The sequence below is a fragment of the Burkholderia sp. LA-2-3-30-S1-D2 genome (assembly GCF_001523915.2).
In the GTDB taxonomy this organism is placed as follows: Bacteria; Pseudomonadota; Gammaproteobacteria; order Burkholderiales; family Burkholderiaceae; genus Burkholderia; species Burkholderia diffusa.
Genome location: NZ_CP013383.1, coordinates 1900895 through 1921373, shown reverse-complemented (window position 1 = coordinate 1921373; position 20479 = coordinate 1900895). Strand labels below are relative to the sequence as shown.

The following is a 20479-nucleotide window of genomic DNA, read 5'->3' as shown; positions in this document are numbered from 1 at the left end:
GTCAGGCTGTCGTGCGCACGGTGGCGGGCACCGTGGCGCGTGCGGGGCCGCGCGTCAGGCGCCGCTCAAAGCCGTACCAGCTCACGGTGGCGTACGCGAGCGTGATGGCGAGGGCGAGCGCGGCCGTGACGAAGCGGTTCAGGTGCAACGGCCACAGCGCGTACAGCACGCTCAGGTGAATCAGGTAGACGGTGTAGCTGACGGTGCCGACGTACACGAGCAGCGGGTTCGTCAGCACGCGCTGCACGAGGCCGCGTCCGCGCAGCGCGATCACGACGATCGACGTGCACAGCAGCAGCGAGATGCTGTAGAGCGCGGCGTTCGACAGCGGCGTGTTCGCCGCGCGGAAACGCGGGAACGACAGGTGCAGCCAGCCGAGGATCGCGAGCGACACGAGCGCGCCGACGATCGCGAGCGGATAGAACGGCTCCAGCGCGCGCCGGTCGCGGCGCAGCACGATCGCGAGCAGCGCACCCGCGGCGAGCAGGTCCATGCGGAACGGCGTCAGGTAGTAAATCGGCCAGAACGAATCGAACCACGGCGTCGCGATCGCGCGCAGCACGGGCGCCGCGACGATCAGCGCGGCGGCGATCCACAGCAGCGCTCGCTCCGAACACCACAGCACGACGAACGGCCAGAAGATGTAGAACTGCTCCTCGACGGCGAGCGACCACAGCACGTTCAGGCTGTCGTGGCCGATGCTGCCGAGCGACAGTCCGATGTTGGTCGAGAAGAACGCGAACCACGGCCAGTGCGGCAGCCAGCTCGCGCCGAACAGCAGCGTCGACACGATCAGCAGCAGCACGTACGGCGGCAGGATCCGGCGCACGCGGCGCGCGTAGAAGTGGCTGAAGTACGACTGTCCGCGCGCCTTGCGATCGAGCAGGATGCCGGTGATCAGCAGGCCGCTCAGCACGAAGAACAGGTCGACGCCCATCCATAGCGGCGCCTTCAGCGCGTGCTGGAGGAACACGGCGCCGACGGCGATCGCGCGCAGCCCGTCGAGCTGCACGATGCGGCCGTGTTGCGGCGGGGCGAGGTCGGTGGTGCGCGAGATGCCCGTCATCGCGCCGCTCCTTCGCGACGCGCGGCCGATGCCGCGGCGCGCCGCGCATCCGATGCGTGAACGTAATGCATGCGTTTAAATGAAATATTGAATCGAAATCGATTCTAGGGAAAAGAAATCGGCAAAAAAACGCATGTCATTTATCCGGCTGAAAACATTCGAATGCCGGTTGTTTCAATCGCGACATGAAAGGTTTGCAGGCTACGCGCCCCGGCGCGCGGGCCGGAGCGGCATTTTCTACGGATCGCCGCGCGAAAGGCGGTCGATATTTCCGCTTTGTCAGGCCAATTTCTCGTTGTTCCGGCTCGATATTTCAGCTCGAAACATCCCCAAATATTTCCAAATTTCTTGTGATTATTTTTGCTTGTAACCTGCATCGCGACGTTTGAAACCTATTTAGCGACAGGGCATCAGGCCGGGCAGCATGCCGCGGCGCCAGTCGCTTCCGTATCGAGTCTGGAGAGCGCATTGCGACGTCTGATTCTGGTTGGCATGACGGTATGCTCGGCGCTGTCCGCGAGCGCCGCTTCGGCTGAAACCGTGTTGCCCGCGACTACGTCGTGGATCGGCAACACGTTCGGCTATGGCGACGGCAGCTGGACGCAGATCGACATTCGCGCGATCGCGGTGACACCCGACGGCAAGGTGTATACGAACGCGCCGTGGGACGAGAGCGGCGCCGAGGCGAGCGTCTACCAGGACGGGAAGATGCTCGGCTTCGCCGGCGGCACGCACGGCTGGGGGAACCTCGGCGGCAACGCGGTCGCGGTGAACGGCAAGTATGCGTACGTCGCGATCGGCGTGGGCAACGAGCGCGGCCATCTGCAGTCGCCCGGCATCTGGCCGGACAAGGGCAAGCAGTGGTTCGGCATTTCGCGCCGCACGATCGGCGACATGAAGCAGCCGGCGCCGTTCCGCGCGGCGCCGCAGGTTGCGCATGGCGGGCGTGCCGATGCCGGTCGCGCGCGGATGGCCGCCAGCTTCATGATGGTCAACGAGGTGCCGGCCCCGGCCCGGTCGGAAGTGGGCGAGGCGAAGGCGGAAGTCGGTGGCCTCGCGGCCGACGACAAGACGCTGTTCGCGACGAATCCGTCGCACGACGCGGTGGACGTGTACGACGCCGAGACGATGCAGAAGAAAGGCGCGTGGAGTGCGCACGAGCCGGGCCGCATCGCGCTCGCCGGCGACGGCACGCTGTGGCTGCTCACCGATACGATCGGCGGGCCCGCGCATCTCGTGCACGTGCGCGCGGACGGCCGCAAGCTCGACGACGCGCCGCCGCTGCCGGAAGGTACCGATGCGGTGGACGTGGCGGTCGACGCGAAAGGGCGCGTGCTCGTCGCGGACAACGGGCCGCGCCAGCAGATCCTGATTTTCTCGAAAGGCGGCAAGGGCTATGCGCCGTCGGGCACGCTCGGCGAGCGCGGCGGAATCTTCGCGGGCCCGGTGCCTGGCCGTCCGGGGCCGCAGCGCTTCAACGGGCTGACGGGCGTGGGCGTCGATCGCGCCGGCAACATCTATGTGTCGATGAACGGGATCGGGCCGCGCCACGACACGATCGGGGCTGGGCTGGGCGCGGTGCTGGAAAGCTACACGCCGGACGGCAAGCTCCGCTGGCAGGTGCAGGGGCTGCTGTTCGTCGACGGCGCGTGGCTCGACCCCGCGCGGCCGAACAGCATGTATACGGGCAACAAGCGCTTCGAGCTCGACCTGTCGAAGCCGCCGGGCCAGGACTGGAAATATGTCGGATTCCTGTCGAACCGCTTCAAGTATCCGGACGACCCCGTGTTCCACACGGACCAGTATCCGGGCATGCCGATGGCGCGGCGCGTCGACGGCCGCACGTTCCTGTACCTGACCGACATGTACGCCGATCACCTGAAGATCTACCGCTTCGATGCGAAGCGCGACGGCGAGGTGGCGATTCCGTCGGGCCTGATCGCGGGCCGCGCGCGGCCGGTCGACAAGGTGCCGAACAAGCCGCCGGGTGGCGACTGGATCTGGCGCGACGCGAACGGCAACGGCCGGCTCGACGAGGACGAGTTCACGACCAACACGACGGGCAAGGCGAAGGCGGGCGGCTGGGGCTGGTGGGTCGACACGAAGGGCGACATCTGGCGCACGAGCGACGTGCGCGGCATACACCGCTTCCGTTACGGCGGTATCGACAAGGCCGGCAACCCGATCTACTCGTACGACAAGGTCACGACCTATCCGATGCCGCAGCCGTTCACGCAGCTGCGCCGCGCGATCTACGAGCCGCAGACGGACACGCTGTACGTGACGGGCTACACGGCCGACGCGCCGCCGCAGCCGGGCATCAACAAGGAAGTCGGCCGCGTGCTGGTGCGCTTCGACAAGTGGTCGACCGGCTCGCCGGTGGTGCGCTACACGGTCGCGCTGCCGTGGCAGCTCGACGCGAAGCCGATCCTCGACCTGATCGGCATCACGGTCGAGGGCCGCTACATCTTCACGGTGGAGCCTGTCGGCAAGATCCACGTGTACGACAAGGAAACCGGCAAGGAAGTCGGCGTGATGAGCCCGGGCGCGGAGGTCGGCAAGGCGTCAGGCTGGGTCGACGTGCCGTTCGGCATTAGCGCGTTCCGGCGCGAGAACGGCGAATACCTGGTGTTCGTCGAGGAAGACGCGCGCGGCAAGGTGCTGATGTATCGCTGGAAACCGTGACGGGCGGCGCGCCGTCGTCGTTGGCGTCACACAAGGCAGAAGCATGGACAAAGGCATACTCAAGAACGTTTCGATCAACTTCATCGGGCTGATCCTGCCGACCTTCGTGTCGCTGGTGACGGTGCCCGCGTATATCCACGCACTGGGCGTCGAACGCTACGGCGTCGTCAGCCTCGTGTGGACGCTGATCGGTTATTTCGGGATCCTCGATCTCGGGATGAGCATGGCCGCGCAGAACCACATCTCGAAGGCGCTCGCGAGCGGCAACGCGGACGAAAGCGCGCGGGTCTTCTGGAGCGCGTTCTGGCTGAACCTGGGCACCGGTATCGTTGGCGGCCTGCTGATCTATTTCGGCGCGTTCGTCTACACCGCGTATTTCACGAAGGTGTCGGCGGCGATGCAGCACGAGGTGTATCTCGCGTTGCCGTGGCTCGCGCTCGCGATTCCGCTCGCGAACGTGTCGTGGGTGTTCGCCGGCGCGATCAACGGGGCCGAACGGTTCGGCGTGTTCAACACGAACCAGACGATCGGCACGTTCCTGTTCCAGTTGCTGCCGCTCGGCGCCGCATGGTGGATCGCGCCGAACCTGCAGACGGTGCTGGCCGCGGCCGTCGTCGCGCGGCTGATCGCGGCGGTGATGCTCGGTCACGCAAGCATCAAGGTGCTCGGGATCCGGCGCATCGATCCGCCGCAGTGGGGCACCGCGAAAGGGCTGTTCAACTTCGGCGGCTGGATGCTGATCGCGAGCACGACGAGCATGATCGCCGACACGCTCGATCGCGTGATGCTCGGCGCCGGCATGGGCGCGAAGTTCGTCACCTATTACACGGTCCCGCAGAACCTCGTCACGCGGCTGAACATGCTGCCGAACGCGCTGGTGCGCACGCTGTTTCCGCGCCTGTCGGCGGTCGGCCGCGAGCATGCCGACGCGCTCGCGCGCCAGTCGCTCGAATTCCTGAATGGCGTGTTCACGCCGGTCGGCATCATCGCGATCTTCGCGCTCGCGCCGTTCCTCACGTTGTGGGTCGGCGCCGATCTCGCCGCGCATTCGGCGCCCGTCGGGCGCGTGCTGGTGATCAGCGTATGGCTCGTCGGCCAGGCGAGCGTCACGCGGATCCTGATCCAGTCGCAGGTCAATCCGGCACGGGCGGCGTTCGCCGGGCTCGTCGAGATGCCGTTCTTCGTCGGCGGCCTGTGGTTCGGCATTCATCACTTCGGGCTGATCGGCGCGGCGGTGGTCGTCGCGACCCGCGCGCTGGTCGATTACGGTGTGCTGCTTTACCTGTCGGCGATCCGGATGCGCGCGATCGTGCTCGACATGCTCGCGCATCTCGCCTTCCTGCTCGCGAGCCTGTTTCTCGCGCAAGCGTGGTCGGGGCTCGGTGAGTCGATCGGCCTCTGCGCGGTCGTGCTGGTGCTGAACCTTGCGTGGTCGTTCACGATGACGCCGGCCCTGCGCGCGCTGGTGCGCGACCTGTTCGTCCGTCTCAATGCGAGGAAAACCGTATGAATCGCGATCTGGCGGAACACGCCATCCTGAACCTCGCCACGGCCGGTGCCGCCGTGGCCGAAGCCGGCGACACCGCCGCGCTGCGCCGGGCCGAACCGGCCGCACCGGCGGGCGCACGCGATGCGTCGCGCCCGCTGCGCGTGGCGATCGTCCACGACTGGCTCGTCACGTACGCCGGCGCCGAGCGCGTGCTCGAACAGATCGTCGCGTGCTTTCCCGACGCGGACCTGTTCAGCCTCGTCGATTTTCTCGACGATCGCGCATTCGTGCGCGGCAAGCGGGTGACGACCTCGTTCATCCAGAAACTGCCGTTCGCGCGCACCAAGTACCGCAGCTACCTGCCGCTCATGCCGCTCGCGATCGAGCAGCTCGACGTGTCGGACTACGATCTCGTGATCTCCAGCAGCCATGCGGTCGCGAAAGGCGTGCTGACCGGGCCGGACCAGATGCACATCAGCTACGTGCATTCGCCGATCCGCTACGCGTGGGACCTGCAGCACCAGTATCTGGAACAGTCGAACCTCACGCACGGGCCGAAGTCGCTGCTCGCGCGGATGATCCTGCATTACATCCGCAACTGGGACACGCGCACCGCGAATGCGGTGGACGGCTTCGTCGCGAACTCCGCGTTCATCGCGCGGCGCATCCGCAAGGTGTATCACCGCGACGCGGCGGTGATCTTCCCGCCGGTCGACGTCGACGGCTTCTCGCTGAACGAGGCGAAGGACGATTTCTACCTGACCGCGTCGCGGATGGTGCCGTACAAGAAGATCGACCTGATCGTCGAAGCGTTCTCGCGCACGCCGGAGCGCAAGCTCGTGGTGATCGGCGACGGCCCCGAGATGCAGAAGATCCGCGCGAAGGCCGGCCCGAACGTCGAGATCATGGGCTATCAGCCGTTCGCGGTGCTGCACGACCGGATGCGGCGCGCGAAGGCGTTCGTGTTCGCGGCCGAGGAAGATTTCGGGATCTCGGTGGTCGAGGCGCAGGCATGCGGCACCCCCGTGATCGCATACGGCAAGGGCGGTGCGCTCGAGACGGTGCTCGAACCGTGCTCGCACGCGAATCCGACCGGGCTGTTCTTCGACGAACAGACGCCGCACGCGATCGTCGCGGCGGTCGACGATTTCGAACGCGCGCCGCAGCGCTTCACGCCGCACGCGTGCCGCGCGAATGCGGAGCGCTTCTCCGCCGACACGTTCCGGCGGCGCTTTCTCGACTACGTGGAGGCGGCGCTGCCAGGCTCGACCGCGCAGCGCGGCACGGCCGTCGCGCCGATGCCGCCCGCGCGCGGCCCGGCGACGCTCGTGCTGGACCAGAGCGGTGTGCTCGGCGGCGCGGAGCTGTCGCTGCTGGAGATCATGAAGCACATGCGCGCGAACGCCGACGTGGTGCTGTTCGACGACGGCCCGTTCCGCGCGGCGCTCGACGAGATCGGCGCGCGCGTCGACGTGCTCGACCAGGGCGCGCTCGCCGGGGTACGCAAGCAGGGCGGCGTGTCGGCCGGCGCGTTGAAGCAGCTTTTCGCGCTCGTGCGGGACGTCGCACGGCGCGCACGCCGGGCCGAGGTGATCTACGCGAACACGCAGCGCGCGATGGTGGTCGCGGCGCTGGCCGGGCGGCTCGCGCGCAAGCCGGTGGTCTGGCACCTGCGCGACATCGTCAGCGGCGACCATTTCGGCAGCAAGCAGCTGATGGCGATCAAGTACTGCGCGCGGTTCGGCGTCACGCGCGTGATCGCGAACTCCGACGCGTCCGCGCAGGCATTCCGTGCGCTGACGGGCTTCACGCCGCAGCACGTCGACGTCGTGTTCAACGGCATTTCGGCCGAACCGTTCGACGCGCTGGACACGACCAGCCAGGCCGCGCTGCGCGCGCGCTTCGGCTTGCCGGAGCACGCATGGCTGGTCGGCTCGTTCAGCCGCCTCGCTCACTGGAAGGGGCAGCACCTGCTGCTGGAGGCCGCGGCTCGTCATCCCGAGATGCACGTGGTGCTGGTCGGCGCACCGCTGTTCGGCGAGGACGAATATGCGGCGCAGCTGCACGAGATCGTCGCGCGTCACGGGATGGACGATCGCGTGCACTTCCTCGGCTTCCAGCGCGACGTGGCCGCGTGCATGAAGGCGGTCGACGTGGTCGCGCATACGTCGATCACGCCGGAGCCGTTCGGGCGCGTGATCGTCGAGGGCATGCTCGCACGGCGGCCGGTGGTTGCGGCCCACGCGGGCGGAGTCGTCGAGATCATCGAGGACGGCGAAAACGGGCTGCTGTGCGAGCCGGGCAATGCGGCCGCGCTGGCCGATGCGCTGGGCAGGCTGCGGCACGACGCCGCGCTGCGCGAGCGGCTCGTCGCGAGCGGGCGGGCGACCGCGGTGCGCCGGTTCGGCACCGAGACCTATGTGGAGCGGGTCGAGAAGGTCCTCGCGGATACGGCGAAGGCCGCGAAGGCGAAGAAGCGGTAGGTGCGGTGCGGCGGCGCGAATCGACGCCATGCGCCGGGAAACGGGCCCTCATGCGGCGGTGTGCTGCATGAGGGTTCCGCTTTTTGGGCGGGCGGGAGCCTGATACGCGTCAGGCGCGGGTTGCCGGAGGCGAGCTGGTGATGCGTTCGCGCACGGGGCCTTGGGGGAACCCTCGCCGTCTGGATCGGCATTGCTTCACGGAACGCCGTGAGGCCATGCGGTGAGGCCGGCGAGGGGGCGGGCGATGCGACGGGTAGTGCAGCCGCCCGGGCGGCGTGTGACGCCGCATGTGCACTTCGGTGCCTCATACCAGCCGCACCCGACGCGCAAATGCATCCCCCGCGCGCGTCACGCCCATGAAAACGCCCCCGCACGACTCGAGGCCGCGCGGGGGCAGGGCGCGCCGGTAATGGCGCGCTCAGACAGCCCGTTCGGGTGCCGGTGCCACGACGCGAGCCGCGCGCGTCGGCTTCAGGCTGGCCGACCACATCATCGCAGGGCGTTCGAACAGCCGGTAGAACACGTAGGCGACCGGAATCGCGGCGGCCATGAACGCGATCGACGGCCAGATCGACAGTTGCAGTTCGGAGTGGAACAGCACCGAGCCGAGGCAGACGAACAGCGGCAGATGGATCAGGTACAGCGAGTAGCTGAAGTCGCCGAACCAGCCGAGCACGCGCGAGAGCGGCGTCGGGCGCGGCGGGCAGGCGAGCGCGCGGTACAGGAAGCACGCGAAGCCGGCAGCCCACAGCTGGAACGCGCCGTACTGGCCGAAATGGAACGCGCCGCAGCCCGCGACCAGCAGCGCGGCGGCCGCGAGATACCAGGCGCGCGACGGCACGGCGGCCGTGCCGCGCGCCGGCTGCGCGCGCACATCGGCGATCCACGCGCCGACCGTCCAGGACAGCCAGTAGGACGTGAAGAACTGCAGGTCGTGCCGTTCGAGCAGCCACGCCGACGCGACGTTGACGATCGCGACGGCCGCCACGATGGCCGGCATGCCGATCCGGCGGCGCAGCGCGAACAGCAGCGGGTAGATCGCATAGAACTGCACTTCGAGCGACAGCGTCCAGAGCGCGCCGTTCGACCCGTACGTGTAGCCGGCGACGCCCTGCAGCGAGAACAGGTTCACGAGGAACGCGGTGAGGCCGACGTCGCGGATCTTGTGGCTGACCGGCGCGATCTGCAGGCTGACCGCGTCCATCGCGAGCGTGAACAGCAGCGCGGCGAGCAGCACCGGGTAGATGCGCGCGAAGCGGCGCGCCCAGAAGTTCGGCGCGTCGAGCCGGTACGCCGGGTTGGCCGCGAGCTTGAGCGCCGCGTTGCGGTGGATGCAGTAGCCGCTGATCACGAAGAAGATCGGCACGCCGGCGGAGCCCCACGCGAACGGGAAGGTCAGGTAGCCGGCGATCACGCTCGGGTTCAGCGCATGACCGTAAGCGTGATGGAAGCTCTGCATGCCGACCCAGACGACCTGGCGGCAGTGGAAATAGGCGACGAGCAGCGCCGCGAACCCGCGCATCGCGTCGATCACGTGTTCCTTGTGGTCGGCGACGGGTGGCGCGGTCAAAGACGATCCGCTGAAAGCTTGCATGCGATTCGATTCCTTGCGACGGATGAAGGGGATGGTCCAATCGTAATGCGCAAGAATTCGATCGAATGAATAAAAAAATCTCGCCGGGAAATAATGATGTTTCAGATGGTGGTTTTATTCCGGTCTGAAAGCGGTTCGGTCGCCACCACAATTATTTGCCGATTTTTTTCTGATAGCTTGAAGCTCCAGTTGATTGATGCAAGGAGCGGCAAGATGGACATGCATTGGATCGCGAGCGCGGCAGTACTGCTGGTCATGGCCGTGCTGTCGGCGTACCGCGAGGCGCTGAAGAACGAGCCGATTCGCCCGGGCCTCGAGCGGGGCGGCGTCCCGTATATCGAGGAATTCGAATCGTAAGAATTTGTATCCGGAAAATCGGTAATTTGTTTATGTTTCGGCACTGGGTTCGGCAATATCGACCGGGTGCGCGGATTATCCATTTTCCGGAAACATGGGCAATAGGTCCATATCGAAAATGAGCGGAGTGGAATTGGCCGTGCCGCCGGTTCTCGATATGCCGTTCGAAAAATAATCGCGCCGGGTCGTCCAGTGACGCGGCGCAGTCAACGCAACCAGGATGCGAACATGTTGAAAGTCACCAAGGCCGTGTTCCCCGTCGCCGGTCTCGGCACGCGGTTCCTCCCGGCAACGAAGGCGAGCCCGAAGGAGATGCTGCCCGTCGTCGACAAGCCGCTGATCCAGTACGCGGTCGAGGAAGCGATCAACGCAGGTATCACCGAGATGATCTTCGTGACCGGGCGCAGCAAGCGCGCGATCGAGGATCACTTCGACAAGTCGTACGAGATCGAGGCCGAACTCGAGGCGCGCGGCAAGGAAAAGCTGCTCGAACTCGTGCGCGGCATCAAGCCGAGCAATGTGAACTGCTTCTACGTGCGCCAGCCGGAAGCGCTCGGTCTCGGCCACGCGGTGCTGTGCGCGGAAAAGCTCGTGCACGGCGAGCCGTTCGCGGTGATTCTCGCCGACGACCTGCTGCACGGCGAACAGCCGGTGCTCAAGCAGCTCGTCGACGTGTTCGACCACTATCACAGCTCGGTGATCGGGGTCGAGACGATCCCGCGCGAGGACAGCCGCTCGTACGGTGTCGTCGAAGGCCGCGAGTGGGAAGAGGACATCATCAAGCTGTCGGGCATCATCGAGAAGCCGGCTCCGGAAGACGCGCCGTCGAACCTCGGCGTGGTCGGCCGCTACGTGTTCATGCCGACGATCTTCGATCACCTGCGCAAGCTCAAGCCGGGCGCCGGCGGCGAGTTGCAGCTGACCGACGCGGTCCAGACGCTGCTCGCGAACGAACAGGTGCTCGCGTATCGTTACTACGGCACGCGTTTCGATTGCGGCAGCAAGATCGGCTACCTCAAGGCGACCGTCGAACTCGCGCTCCAGCATCCGGAAGTGAGCCGCGAATTCGAGGCGTACCTGCGTACCTGTCTGCCCGCGCTGGCTGCTGTCGCATAAGCAGCCGCGCTGCTCCGTTGTTTCAGGTGGTGGTTGTTCCGTTGGCCCCGGCTGCCTCGTGCGTCGGGGCTTTTTTGCGTGTGGACGAAGCGCGGGCGTGCGGCGGCGGGTGAGCGGCGATGCTGATTTCGGGCGCATTCCAGCGGGTGCGTGCGCGACGATTCTGGTATGCCGCCAGACGTTGAGGTCGGCTCGAGCGCGCGTTGCGCGTTGCGCCGGATGCCGGACATCGCGGTGATGAAACCGGTGCCGACGCGCCGGTCGCTTGCGGCCTGACGAGCGACGGTTGCTTCCCGGCTGCGTGGCGTCCGAGCCGGTATCGCGCTCAGCGCGGCGACGTGCTCGGCCGCGCGACGAAGTACCGGTCCAGCATCGCGGCGATCGGCTTCTTGAAGTCGAGCAGGCGCTTTTCCAGATAGCGCCACGACAGATGGGCAAGCAGCACGGCGAGCGCGAACTGCAGCAGTTCAGGCAGCAATTCCCGGACGATTGCGGGCATCGGCACGTGCGCGAACAGCGCGGGCATCTCCCCGAAACGTGCCGGAATCAGGTTGTGGAACAGATAGAAGCCGTAGCTGATCGTGCCGAGATAGACGAGCGGTGCCCAGTCGAGCAGTGCCACGGCCGGATGGTCGGGTTCGGTGACGATCCACAGCATCAGCGCGCCGAGTGACGCGGACAGGCCGAGATCCGCGAGCCCCGTGACGACGTCCGGCAGCATCGTGAACGCGGGCAGTGCGAGGAAGAACACGACGCCGGCGGCGCCTAGCCAGCCGGGCGGAATGCGGCGGACGACGTCCTGGCCGCGATCGGCGAGCGTCATCGCACCGACGCCACCCAGCGCGATCAGCGCGAAATTCCACGGGGAAAACGCGTAGATCAGCACCGGCGATGCGTCGACCGCGTAGAGCGCGAGATGCGCGAACGCGCAGAGCGCGACGGCCGCGACGCCGAGCACGACGTGGCGTGCGGCCGGCACCGCGAGCAGCGTGAGCGGCGCAATCAGATAGAACTGCTGCTCAACCGCGAGGCTCCAGAAGTGCGACGTGGCGCCCGGCCAGCCGTCCTTGACGACACCGATCCAGTAATTCGACAGGAACGTGGCGTGCCACGCGAGCCCGAGATCGACGCCGCGCTGGTAGAACAGCGCGTGCGCGATCGCGAGCGCGGCGAGCAGCAGGTAGTAGACGGGAAAGATCCGCAGCGCGCGCTTCGCGAGAAACAGCGCCAGCGCATGGCGGCGCGTCATCGCGCCGCACTCGATCGCCTGACGATTGCGATGCAGTTCGCCGACGATCAGGAATCCGCTGATGAAGAAGAACGTCCACACACCGAGCTTGCCCACGTCGACAGCGAGGACGTGGCCCTTGTGGGACAGGAAAACGAGGATGACGGCGATGGCTCGCAGGCCGTCGAGTCCTTTGACGTATCTGACTTCGCGCATGAAGGCATCCGGGGCACTGAGCGAAGTCAGTATAGGTGCGCAAATATCGAACGTAATTCGCGATCGGACGCGTTTGGACGTATACGTGAAGGCGTTTTTCGATGCCAGGGTCTGTTTGCGCATGCGCGTTCCAGGCGTAAACAGACGCTGGCGTGCCGTCGAAGTCGGTCGCGCGCAACAAAACCTGCGGGAAACCCCGCGAAAACGCATAAAAGTACTCCACGAAGCGTCAAGGCGCTTGTAGAATCCGGCGTTGAAGCGCGCGCGTTGCACGCTTCGTGTATCCAACGACCACACCTGGTAGGAGAAACATGGCGACTTCCGCAAAAAAGGTGGCCAAGAAGGCTGCCGCACCGGCCACCAAGAAAGTGGCTGCCAAAAAGGCTGCGCCCGCGAAGAAAGTAGTGGCCAAGAAGGCTGTCGCGAAGGCAGCACCGGCTGCTCCGACGCCGCTGAAGGACAAGTTCACGAAGGCATCGCTCGCAACGCACATCGCTGAGCGCGCAGCTGTCGAAGTGAAGGCGGTCAAGGCAGTGCTCGTCGCACTCGAGAACGTCGTGCTGGGCTCGGTTCACAAGAAGGGCGCAGGCGAGTTCACGCTGCCGGGTCTGCTGAAGATCACGGCGCAAGTCGTGCCGGCGAAGAAGAAGCGCTTCGGCAAGGATCCGTTCACGGGCGAAGAGCGCTGGTTCCCGGCAAAGCCGGCCAGCGTGCGCGTGAAGGCACGTGCGCTGAAGAAGCTGAAGGACGCGGCTGCGTAATGCCGCGTAACGGTCGCCGAATGCGGCGGCCGTTGCGATGTCCGACGGTCCCCGTACGCGAAAGCGTGCGGGGATTTTTATTGCGCCGCGCAAATCGCGCGGTCGCGTCGGCATCGCATGGCGCGGATACGGCATGACGTGATGCGCATCCGGTGTTGCGGGCCGCTTGCACGGATGGCCGGATCGTCGTGTTCGTGCCGGCGCGCGGCTGTGCATCGCCACGCGTTGTGCGTGTGTCGCGCGGGTATCGTCGAGCCGGCGTGCGTCGATCACGATCTGGCGATTCTGTTGACCGAGGTGCGGCAGCACGACGTTGCGCTGCGCGGGCCGCGCGCGGCCGCATGGTTCGACGCGGTGCCCGCAAGCGACTTCGTCGCCGCGCTCGTCGCCACGGTTGGGCAGTGGGATGCCGAGCCGGACTGGCGCGGCGACGAATGCAACGTCGTGCTCGCGCTCGCACGCATCTGGTACAGCGCCGCAACCGGCGGGATCGCGCCGAAGGATGTCGCCGCGACGTGAGCGCCGGCGCGCCTGCCCGACACGTACCGGCCCGTCCTGTCGGCCGCGCGTACCGTCAATCTGCGCGGCCGCGGTGAGGGTGCCGACACGCTGTTGTCGGGCGAACCGGGCGCCGCATTCGTGCGTTCCGTGCGACGGATCGTCGAAGCCATGTCGTCGGCGTAGCAGCGCGCGAACGGCCGCTGCCCGCGATTGCATCGCGGTGCGAGGCAACCGCGTCGACGACCGCGATCACGCGCGTATCGCACGCGCTCCACAGGCGTGCCGATGCCCGCGCGAAGGAGGCCGCAGCGAGCGTGCTTCGTCAGCCCGCCGTGCCGGCGTAGGCGGCCTTCAGCGTGGCGACGTCGAACTTCGTCATCTGCATCATGGCCGCGGCCACGCGCGCCGCCTTGGCCTCGTCGCGGTCGGCCATCATCGGGATCAGCGCGTCGGGCACGATCTGCCATGAGACGCCGAAGCGGTCACGCAGCCAGCCGCAGCCGTCGGCCGTGCCGCCGTTGTCGAGCAGCGCGCTCCAGTAGCGGTCGAGTTCCGTCTGGTCGGCGCAACTGACCATCAGCGAGATCGCGTGGTTGAACGTCTCGGTGCGCGGGTGGCTCATCGCGATGAACGGCTGGCCGAACAGCTCGAATTCGACCATCCGGGTGCCGCTGGTGCCCGCTACCGCCGTGACGCGCACGACGCGCGAGTTCGGGAAAATGCCGGCGTAGAAGGCCGCGGCTTCTTCGGCTTCCGTCGCGTACCAGAGGAACGGCGTGATCTTCTGAATCGTCATGGAGCGTCTCCTGTCGGATGTCGATGAGGGACGGCGCAATCTGCGTGCCGCCATCGATACGACGGACGAAGGCCGTCGAAATCGACACGTCGAAGCATAGTGCTTCGCGTCACGGCATCGAAATCGGCTGGGCACGGACAAGCATCCGTTGCGATGACGGATCCCGTTGTCACGCGTCAAGAGGGATATGGGATGGTCCGCGTGGTGACGCGCGCCTGACCGGCCGTATGCAGCCGTCGGACAGCAAGGGGTGTCCGGATGCCTCCGGACAGGCTTCCAGCGCGCGACAGGCGGCTCAGGAACCGCTCCCGGCCGGTTGCCGTACCCAAGTGCCGACCGCGGCCATCGCCCGCCACGGCGCCGCCGGCAACGGACGAAAAAAAACCAGCCATGGCCGAAGCCGGTGACTGGTTTTGCAGTTCGGCGACATGGCGTCGGAGACGCCATGCACACCGGAAACGTACTTCTTAGAACTTGTGGCGAATGCCGACCGCGACCAGCTCGGCCGAGCTCTTGCCGGCGAAGCCGTACGAAGCGATCGACGCTTGCGCGCTCTGCTGCACGCCGTCGACGAGCTGCGTACCGCTCGCGTGCTGGTATGCGCCAACCAGGTAGACGTCCGTGCGCTTCGACAGCGAGTAGTCTGCGCCAACGCCGACTTGGTGGTACTTCGCCGACGTGTCGCCGCTCGCCTTCGTGTACGAGTAGCCGAGGCCCAGCAGCAGCGGCGGCGTGACCTGGTACGTCGCGAAGCCGCGGATCGTGTTGTACTTCTCGGTCGAGCCGAAGCCCGAGAATGCGTCCGGCTTGTACTGTGCGTTGCTGTAGCCGATGCCGAAGGTCACCGGGCCGAGGGCATACTGGCCTGCGACTTGCGCGATGGCGATCGACTTCGCCGTTGCGTAACCCGAGTTGATCGGGCCGTCGAAGATCGCGTCGGACGTCGTCGAACCCCAGCCTGCGCGGCCGACAGCCGTCGTCGGCGACGGGTTGGCTGCGTAGAAGTAGCCTGCTGCAACGCCGACCGGGCCGTTGTTGTATGCAGCTGCGACCGACCACGTCTGGCCCGAACCCGTCTTGCCTGCAACGCCGCCGAGGGCGTACATGCCTTCGACCTGGAAGCCTGCCCAGACCGGCGACGTGTACTTGATTGCGTTGCTGACGCGCAGCGAGTTGTCGTTGTTGTCGACGTCGCCCGGCGTTGCCATCACGCTGCCGAAGTAGTTGTCAGCCGTGACTGCCTGGACCAGGTCGACCAGCGGGTCGTACTGGCGGCCGAGCGTCAGCGTGCCGTACTGGTTGCTTTCGAGGCCGACGTATGCCTGACGACCGAACATGCGACCGCCCTGGCCCAGGTGGCCGGTGCCCGGATCAAAACCGTTTTCCAACTGGAAGATCGCCTTCAGGCCACCGCCGAGGTCTTCAGCGCCTTTCAGGCCCCAACGGCTGCCTTGCAGGTTGCCCGACAGCATTTGCCACGAGTTGTTGGCTTCGCCGTTGTTGCCGTGAACCCATGCGATCGACGTATCGATCACGCCGTACAGCGTGACGCTCGATTGAGCGTGAGCAGCGCCGGCGGCGCCCAGCAGGGCGAGCGAGAGGGTCGAGAGTGCGAGTTTCTTCATCGTTGAGTATCTCCACGCAAATGAATCGTCATTCGTTATTTGTTGCGGATTGGAGAATAGCTCAGTGCCATACATGCAAGAAAGCTTAAAAAATAAAGTGTCTCGAAAAGGTAACAGCGGGGAAAAGTCCATATATATCAAGCACATCAAGGACTGTTCCTCTTTTTGAAATAGTTGACAATTGCTGCGCTGCGATTGTTGCGGCGGGTGATGCGCCCGGCAGGAGAAGGGCAAGTTTCGCGGGTTCGCGCACGGAAATCGAGGCATGCAAACGTTTGCCTTCGCAGCGCGCATCGCCTGCCTATGTAAAGAGCGCATCAACCTGCAGGAATGCCCGGCGGGGCCGGGTGGTTGCGCAAAGGGCGGCGGTCGCGTAGGGCGGCGATACGATGCGCGCGGTGCGCGGGAAGCAATACGTGGGGATTCAGTCGCCGCTTGCGCGATCCCTCTGTGCGGACACGGCCGCATCGCTGCCGCCGCGCCGATGCGCATCGCCGCGCGCGGCCGCGAATTCCGCGCCGAGCAACAGCACGGCCGCCGAGAAGTACAGCCACATCAGCAGGACCGCGAACGATCCGGCCGCGCCGAACGCGCTTGCCGTGCCCGCATGCGCGAGATACAGCGCGAACAGCTTCTTGCCGCCCGAGAACAGGATCGCGGACACGATCCCGCCGGTCATCGCGTCGCGCCATGCGACGCGCGCATCGGGCAGGAACTTCATCAGCGCGGCGAACGCGCCCGCGAGCACCGCGATGCCGACGAAGAACTGCAGCAGGTTGGTGATCGCGACGTACGGCGAATCGCCGAGCAGCCAGGTGCCGATGAACGTGATCGCGGTATCGAGCACGAGCGACACGATCAGCAGGAACGCGACGCCGAGCACGAGTCCGAACGAGATGAGCCGCACCCGCACGAGCCCGAGCATGCTCGACCAGCGGTTTTCCGTGCTCGGCCAGATCACGCTCAGCGCGGTGTTCAGCGACGCGAACGTCGCCGATGCACCGATCGCGAGCGCGGCGAACGAGATCAGCGTCGCGATTCCGCCGCTCTCGCCCGCGCGATGGGCGTTCTGCACGATCGTCTGGATGCTGGCCGCTGCGTCGTCGCCGATCAATTGATGCGCCTGCTCGAATACCTGGCCGCGCGCGGCGTCGTCGCCGTAGAACCAGCCGGCCACGGCGATCACCATCACGAGTGTCGGCGCGAGCGAAAAAGCGGAGAAGAACGCGATGCTCGCGGCCATCGCCGAGCAGCGGTGGGAGGAGAAACGCTTGAAAGCGTTGAGCGCCCAGTTGGCCTGCTGTTGCGCGAGGCGGGTAGCTTCGGACGTGATTTGTCGTTTCATGACGGTTCGGTTGCGCGCTGATCGCCGGACATCGGTGGATCAGACAAATCGGTATTGATCCGAGGATTGCATCATAGTTGCGCTCAATGTCTATAATTCCTTTCAGTTTCACCTCACCCCACAAAAACGCCGAGACCATCATGCTACAAATGTCCAGGCGCCAGTTCCTGAAGGTGACGGCCACGTCGCTTGCCGGATCGAGTCTTGCCCTGATGGGCTTTTCTCCGACGGAAGCGCTCGCCGAGGTCCGACAGTACAAGCTGGCGCGCACAGTCGAAACGCGCAACACCTGCCCTTATTGCTCGGTGGGTTGCGGCATCCTGATGTACAGCCTCGGTGACGGCGCGAAGAACGCGCAGCCGAGCATCATCCATATCGAAGGCGATCCCGACCATCCCGTCAATCGCGGCACGCTGTGCCCGAAGGGCGCGAGCCTGATCGACTTCATCCACAGCCCGAACCGCCTGACGCATCCCGAATACCGGGCGCCCGGCTCGGACAAGTGGGAACCGATCTCGTGGAACGACGCGCTCGACCGGATCGCGAAGCTGATGAAAGCGGACCGCGACGCGAACTTCGTCGAGACGACCGATGACGGCGCGAAGGTCAACCGCTGGCTGACCACCGGCATGCTGGCCGCGTCGGCGGGCAGCAACGAAGTCGGCTACCTGACCCACAAGACCATCCGCAGTCTGGGGATGCTCGCATTCGACAATCAGGCGCGTGTCTGACATGGCCCGACGGTGGCAGGTCTTGCCCCGACGTTTGGCCGTGGAGCGATGACGAACCATTGGGTCGACATCAAGAACGCGGACGTGATTCTCGTGATGGGCGGCAATGCAGCCGAGGCCCATCCGTGCGGTTTCAAGTGGGTAACGGAGGCGAAGGCGCAACGCAAGGCGCGGCTGATCGTCGTCGACCCGCGCTTCACGCGTACGGCCTCGGTGGCCGACTACTACGCGCCGATCCGCACCGGCACCGACATCGTCTTCCTGGGCGGTGTGATCAACTATCTGCTGACGAACGACAAGATCCAGCATGAGTACGTGAAGAACTACACGGACTTCTCGTTCATCGTGCGCGAGGATTTCGCGTTCAACGACGGCATCTATTCCGGCTACGACGCGGAGAAACACGCGTACCCGGACAAATCGAGCTGGGACTACGAACGCGGCGACGACGGCTTCGTGAAGGTCGACCCGACGCTGCAGCATCCGCGCTGCGTATACAACCTGCTCAAGCAGCACTACGCGCGCTATACGCCGGACATGGTCCAGCAGACGTGCGGCACACCGAAGGAGAAATTCCTGAAGGTGTGCGAAATGCTCGCGACGACGGCCGTTCCGGGCCGCGCCGGCACGGTGCTGTACGCGCTCGGCTGGACCCACCATTCGATCGGCTCGCAGATCATCCGCACCGGCGCGATGGTGCAGTTGCTGCTCGGCAACATCGGCATCGCGGGCGGCGGGATGAACGCGCTGCGCGGCCACTCGAACATCCAGGGGTTGACCGACCTCGGGCTGATGTCGAATCTCTTGCCGGGCTACATGACTTTGCCGATGCAGGCCGAGCAGGATTTCGACGGCTACATCAAGAAGCGCGCGCAGCAGCCGCTGCGGCCGAACCAGCTGAGCTACTGGAAGAACTACAAGGCTTTCCACGTCAGCTTCATGAAGTCGTGGTGGGGCGACGCGGCGACCGCCGAGAACAACTGGGCCTACGACTACCTGCCGAAGCTGGACAAGCAGTACGACCTGCTGCAGGCGATCGAGCTGATGAATGCCGGCAAGATGAACGGCTACATCTGCCAGGGCTTCAACCCGCTCGCGGCGGCGCCGTCGAAGGTGAAGACGGCGGCAGGCCTCGCGAAACTGAAATGGCTCGTGATCATGGATCCGCTCGCGACCGAGACGTCCGAATTCTGGAAGCCTCACGGCGACTTCAACGACGTCGATGCGTCGAAGATCCAGACCGAGGTGTTCCGTCTGCCGACCACGTGCTTCGCGGAGGAAAGCGGCTCACTCGTCAGTTCGAGCCGCGTGCTGCAATGGCACTGGAAGGGCGCGGAGCCGCCGGGCGTGGCGAAGAGCGACCTCGAGATCATGGCGGGGCTGTTCCTGCGCATGCGCAAGATGTACCAGACGGACGGCGGCAAGTATCCGGATCCGATCGTGAACCTGACCTGGCCGTATGCGAACCCGGAAAGCCCGACTCCCGAAGAGCTCGCGATGGAGTTCAACGGCCGTGCGCTCGCCGACTTGCCCGACCCGAAGGATCCGGCCAAGACGCTCGTGAAGAAGGGCGAGCAGCTCGCCGCGTTCGCGCAGTTGAAGGACGACGGCACGACCGCGAGCGGCTGCTGGATCTTCTGCGGTGCCTGGACACAGGCCGGCAACCAGATGGGGCGGCGCGACAACTCGGACCCGACCGGCATCGGCCAGACGCTGAACTGGGCGTGGGCATGGCCCGCGAACCGGCGGATTCTGTACAACCGCGCGTCGTGCGACGTGAGCGGCAAGCCGTTCGACCCGACCCGCAAGCTGATCGGCTGGAACGGCAGCGCGTGGAAGGGTGCCGACGTGCCGGACTTCAAGGCGGACGAACCGCCGGAGAACGGGATGGGGCCGTTCATCATGAACCCGGAAGGCGTCGCGCGCTTCTTCGCGCGCGCGGCAATGAACGAAGGTCCGTTCCCCGAGCACTACGAACCGTTCGAGACGCCGCTTGCGGCGAATCCGCTGCACCCTGACAACGCGCGGGCGCTGAACAACCCGGCTGCCCGCGTGTTCCCGGACGACCGCGCGTCGTTCGGCAAGGTGTCGGAGTTCCCGCACGTCGCGACGACTTACCGGCTGACCGAGCATTTCCACTACTGGACCAAGCATGCGCGGCTGAATGCGATCATCCAGCCCGAGCAATTCGTCGAGATCGGCGAAGATCTCGCGAAGGAAGTCGGCGTCGCGCACGGCGATCGCGTGAAGGTGTCGTCGAAGCGCGGCTACATCGTCGCGGTCGCGCTCGTCACGAAGCGGATCAAGCCGCTGACGATCGAGGGCAAGAAGGTCCAGACGGTCGGTGTCCCGTTGCACTGGGGCTTCAAGGGTCTCGCGAAGCCCGGCTATCTCGCCAATACCCTGACTCCGTCCGTAGGCGACGGCAACTCGTACACCCCGGAATTCAAGTCGTTCCTGGTGAAGGTCGAAAAGGCGTAAGGGGG

General features: G+C 65.8%; 14 protein-coding genes. 8 read left to right on the top strand and 6 right to left on the bottom strand.

Annotation, left to right across the window (positions count from 1 at the left end; translation table 11 throughout):
- Position 1: 1 nt before the first annotated feature.
- Complete coding sequence (locus WS66_RS08800) at positions 2-1066, bottom strand: acyltransferase family protein (protein ID WP_059599536.1); 1065 nt, start codon at positions 1064-1066, stop codon at positions 2-4.
- A 492-nt stretch (positions 1067-1558) separates the two neighbouring features.
- Between WS66_RS08800 and WS66_RS08795 the strand changes: the two genes are divergently transcribed.
- The 3 genes from WS66_RS08795 to WS66_RS08785 are packed head-to-tail and all read left to right on the top strand — an operon-like array spanning position 1559 to position 7723.
- Positions 1559-3751 (top strand): hypothetical protein, encoded by a 2193-nt coding sequence (locus WS66_RS08795; RefSeq protein WP_059599535.1) that lies wholly within the window; start codon positions 1559-1561, stop codon positions 3749-3751.
- A gap of 43 nt (positions 3752-3794) precedes the next feature.
- Positions 3795-5261 carry a flippase gene (locus WS66_RS08790; RefSeq protein ID WP_059599534.1) on the top strand — a complete coding sequence of 489 codons (1467 nt, stop codon included), beginning with the start codon at positions 3795-3797 and terminating at the stop codon, positions 5259-5261.
- Complete coding sequence (locus WS66_RS08785; RefSeq protein WP_059599533.1) at positions 5258-7723, top strand: glycosyltransferase family 4 protein; 2466 nt, start codon at positions 5258-5260, stop codon at positions 7721-7723. Before WS66_RS08790 ends, WS66_RS08785 begins: the two co-directional genes overlap by 4 nt.
- Before the next feature lie 418 nt (positions 7724-8141).
- Here WS66_RS08785 and WS66_RS08780 read toward each other — a convergent pair whose 3' ends face one another.
- Entirely contained in the window at positions 8142-9317 is a 1176-nt protein-coding gene (locus tag WS66_RS08780; protein ID WP_059599532.1) for an acyltransferase family protein, read from the bottom strand.
- A 213-nt stretch (positions 9318-9530) separates the two neighbouring features.
- Between WS66_RS08780 and WS66_RS34040 the strand changes: the two genes are divergently transcribed.
- Complete coding sequence (locus tag WS66_RS34040; protein ID WP_006479318.1) at positions 9531-9674, top strand: hypothetical protein; 144 nt, start codon at positions 9531-9533, stop codon at positions 9672-9674.
- Between the two features lie 228 nt (positions 9675-9902).
- Positions 9903-10790, top strand: coding sequence for a UTP--glucose-1-phosphate uridylyltransferase GalU (gene galU / locus WS66_RS08775; RefSeq protein WP_047901323.1), 888 nt, complete (start codon positions 9903-9905; stop codon positions 10788-10790).
- A 325-nt stretch (positions 10791-11115) separates the two neighbouring features.
- On the opposite strand, the gene WS66_RS08770 is transcribed toward galU, so the two are convergent.
- Complete coding sequence (locus WS66_RS08770) at positions 11116-12234, bottom strand: acyltransferase family protein (RefSeq protein ID WP_059599531.1); 1119 nt, start codon at positions 12232-12234, stop codon at positions 11116-11118.
- A 311-nt stretch (positions 12235-12545) separates the two neighbouring features.
- On the opposite strand from WS66_RS08770, the gene WS66_RS08760 reads away from it, so the two are divergent.
- Positions 12546-12995 (top strand): HU family DNA-binding protein, encoded by a 450-nt coding sequence (locus WS66_RS08760; RefSeq protein ID WP_011548077.1) that lies wholly within the window; start codon positions 12546-12548, stop codon positions 12993-12995.
- 231 nt (positions 12996-13226) lie between these two features.
- Positions 13227-13514 carry an aminoglycoside adenylyltransferase domain-containing protein gene (locus WS66_RS08755; RefSeq protein WP_442859287.1) on the top strand — a complete coding sequence of 96 codons (288 nt, stop codon included), beginning with the start codon at positions 13227-13229 and terminating at the stop codon, positions 13512-13514.
- 304 nt (positions 13515-13818) lie between these two features.
- Here the strand turns inward: WS66_RS08755 and WS66_RS08750 are convergent, their stop codons facing one another.
- The 3 genes from WS66_RS08750 to WS66_RS08740 all read right to left on the bottom strand — a co-directional run bounded on the left by WS66_RS08750 (position 13819) and on the right by WS66_RS08740 (position 17262).
- The gene (locus WS66_RS08750) at positions 13819-14292 is read right to left on the bottom strand and encodes a VOC family protein (RefSeq protein ID WP_059599529.1); all 474 of its coding nucleotides are present in this window, start codon (positions 14290-14292) and stop codon (positions 13819-13821) included.
- Between the two features lie 467 nt (positions 14293-14759).
- Complete coding sequence (locus tag WS66_RS08745) at positions 14760-15917, bottom strand: porin (protein WP_059599528.1); 1158 nt, start codon at positions 15915-15917, stop codon at positions 14760-14762.
- A 424-nt stretch (positions 15918-16341) separates the two neighbouring features.
- Entirely contained in the window at positions 16342-17262 is a 921-nt protein-coding gene (locus WS66_RS08740; protein ID WP_059599527.1) for a YihY/virulence factor BrkB family protein, read from the bottom strand.
- A gap of 140 nt (positions 17263-17402) precedes the next feature.
- Here WS66_RS08740 and fdnG point away from each other — a divergent pair, with 140 nt between their 5' ends.
- On the top strand, positions 17403-20474 hold the full coding sequence (fdnG, locus tag WS66_RS08735; protein ID WP_082728843.1) for a formate dehydrogenase-N subunit alpha: 3072 nt from the start codon (positions 17403-17405) through the stop codon (positions 20472-20474).
- The last annotated feature ends 5 nt before the right edge of the window (positions 20475-20479 follow it).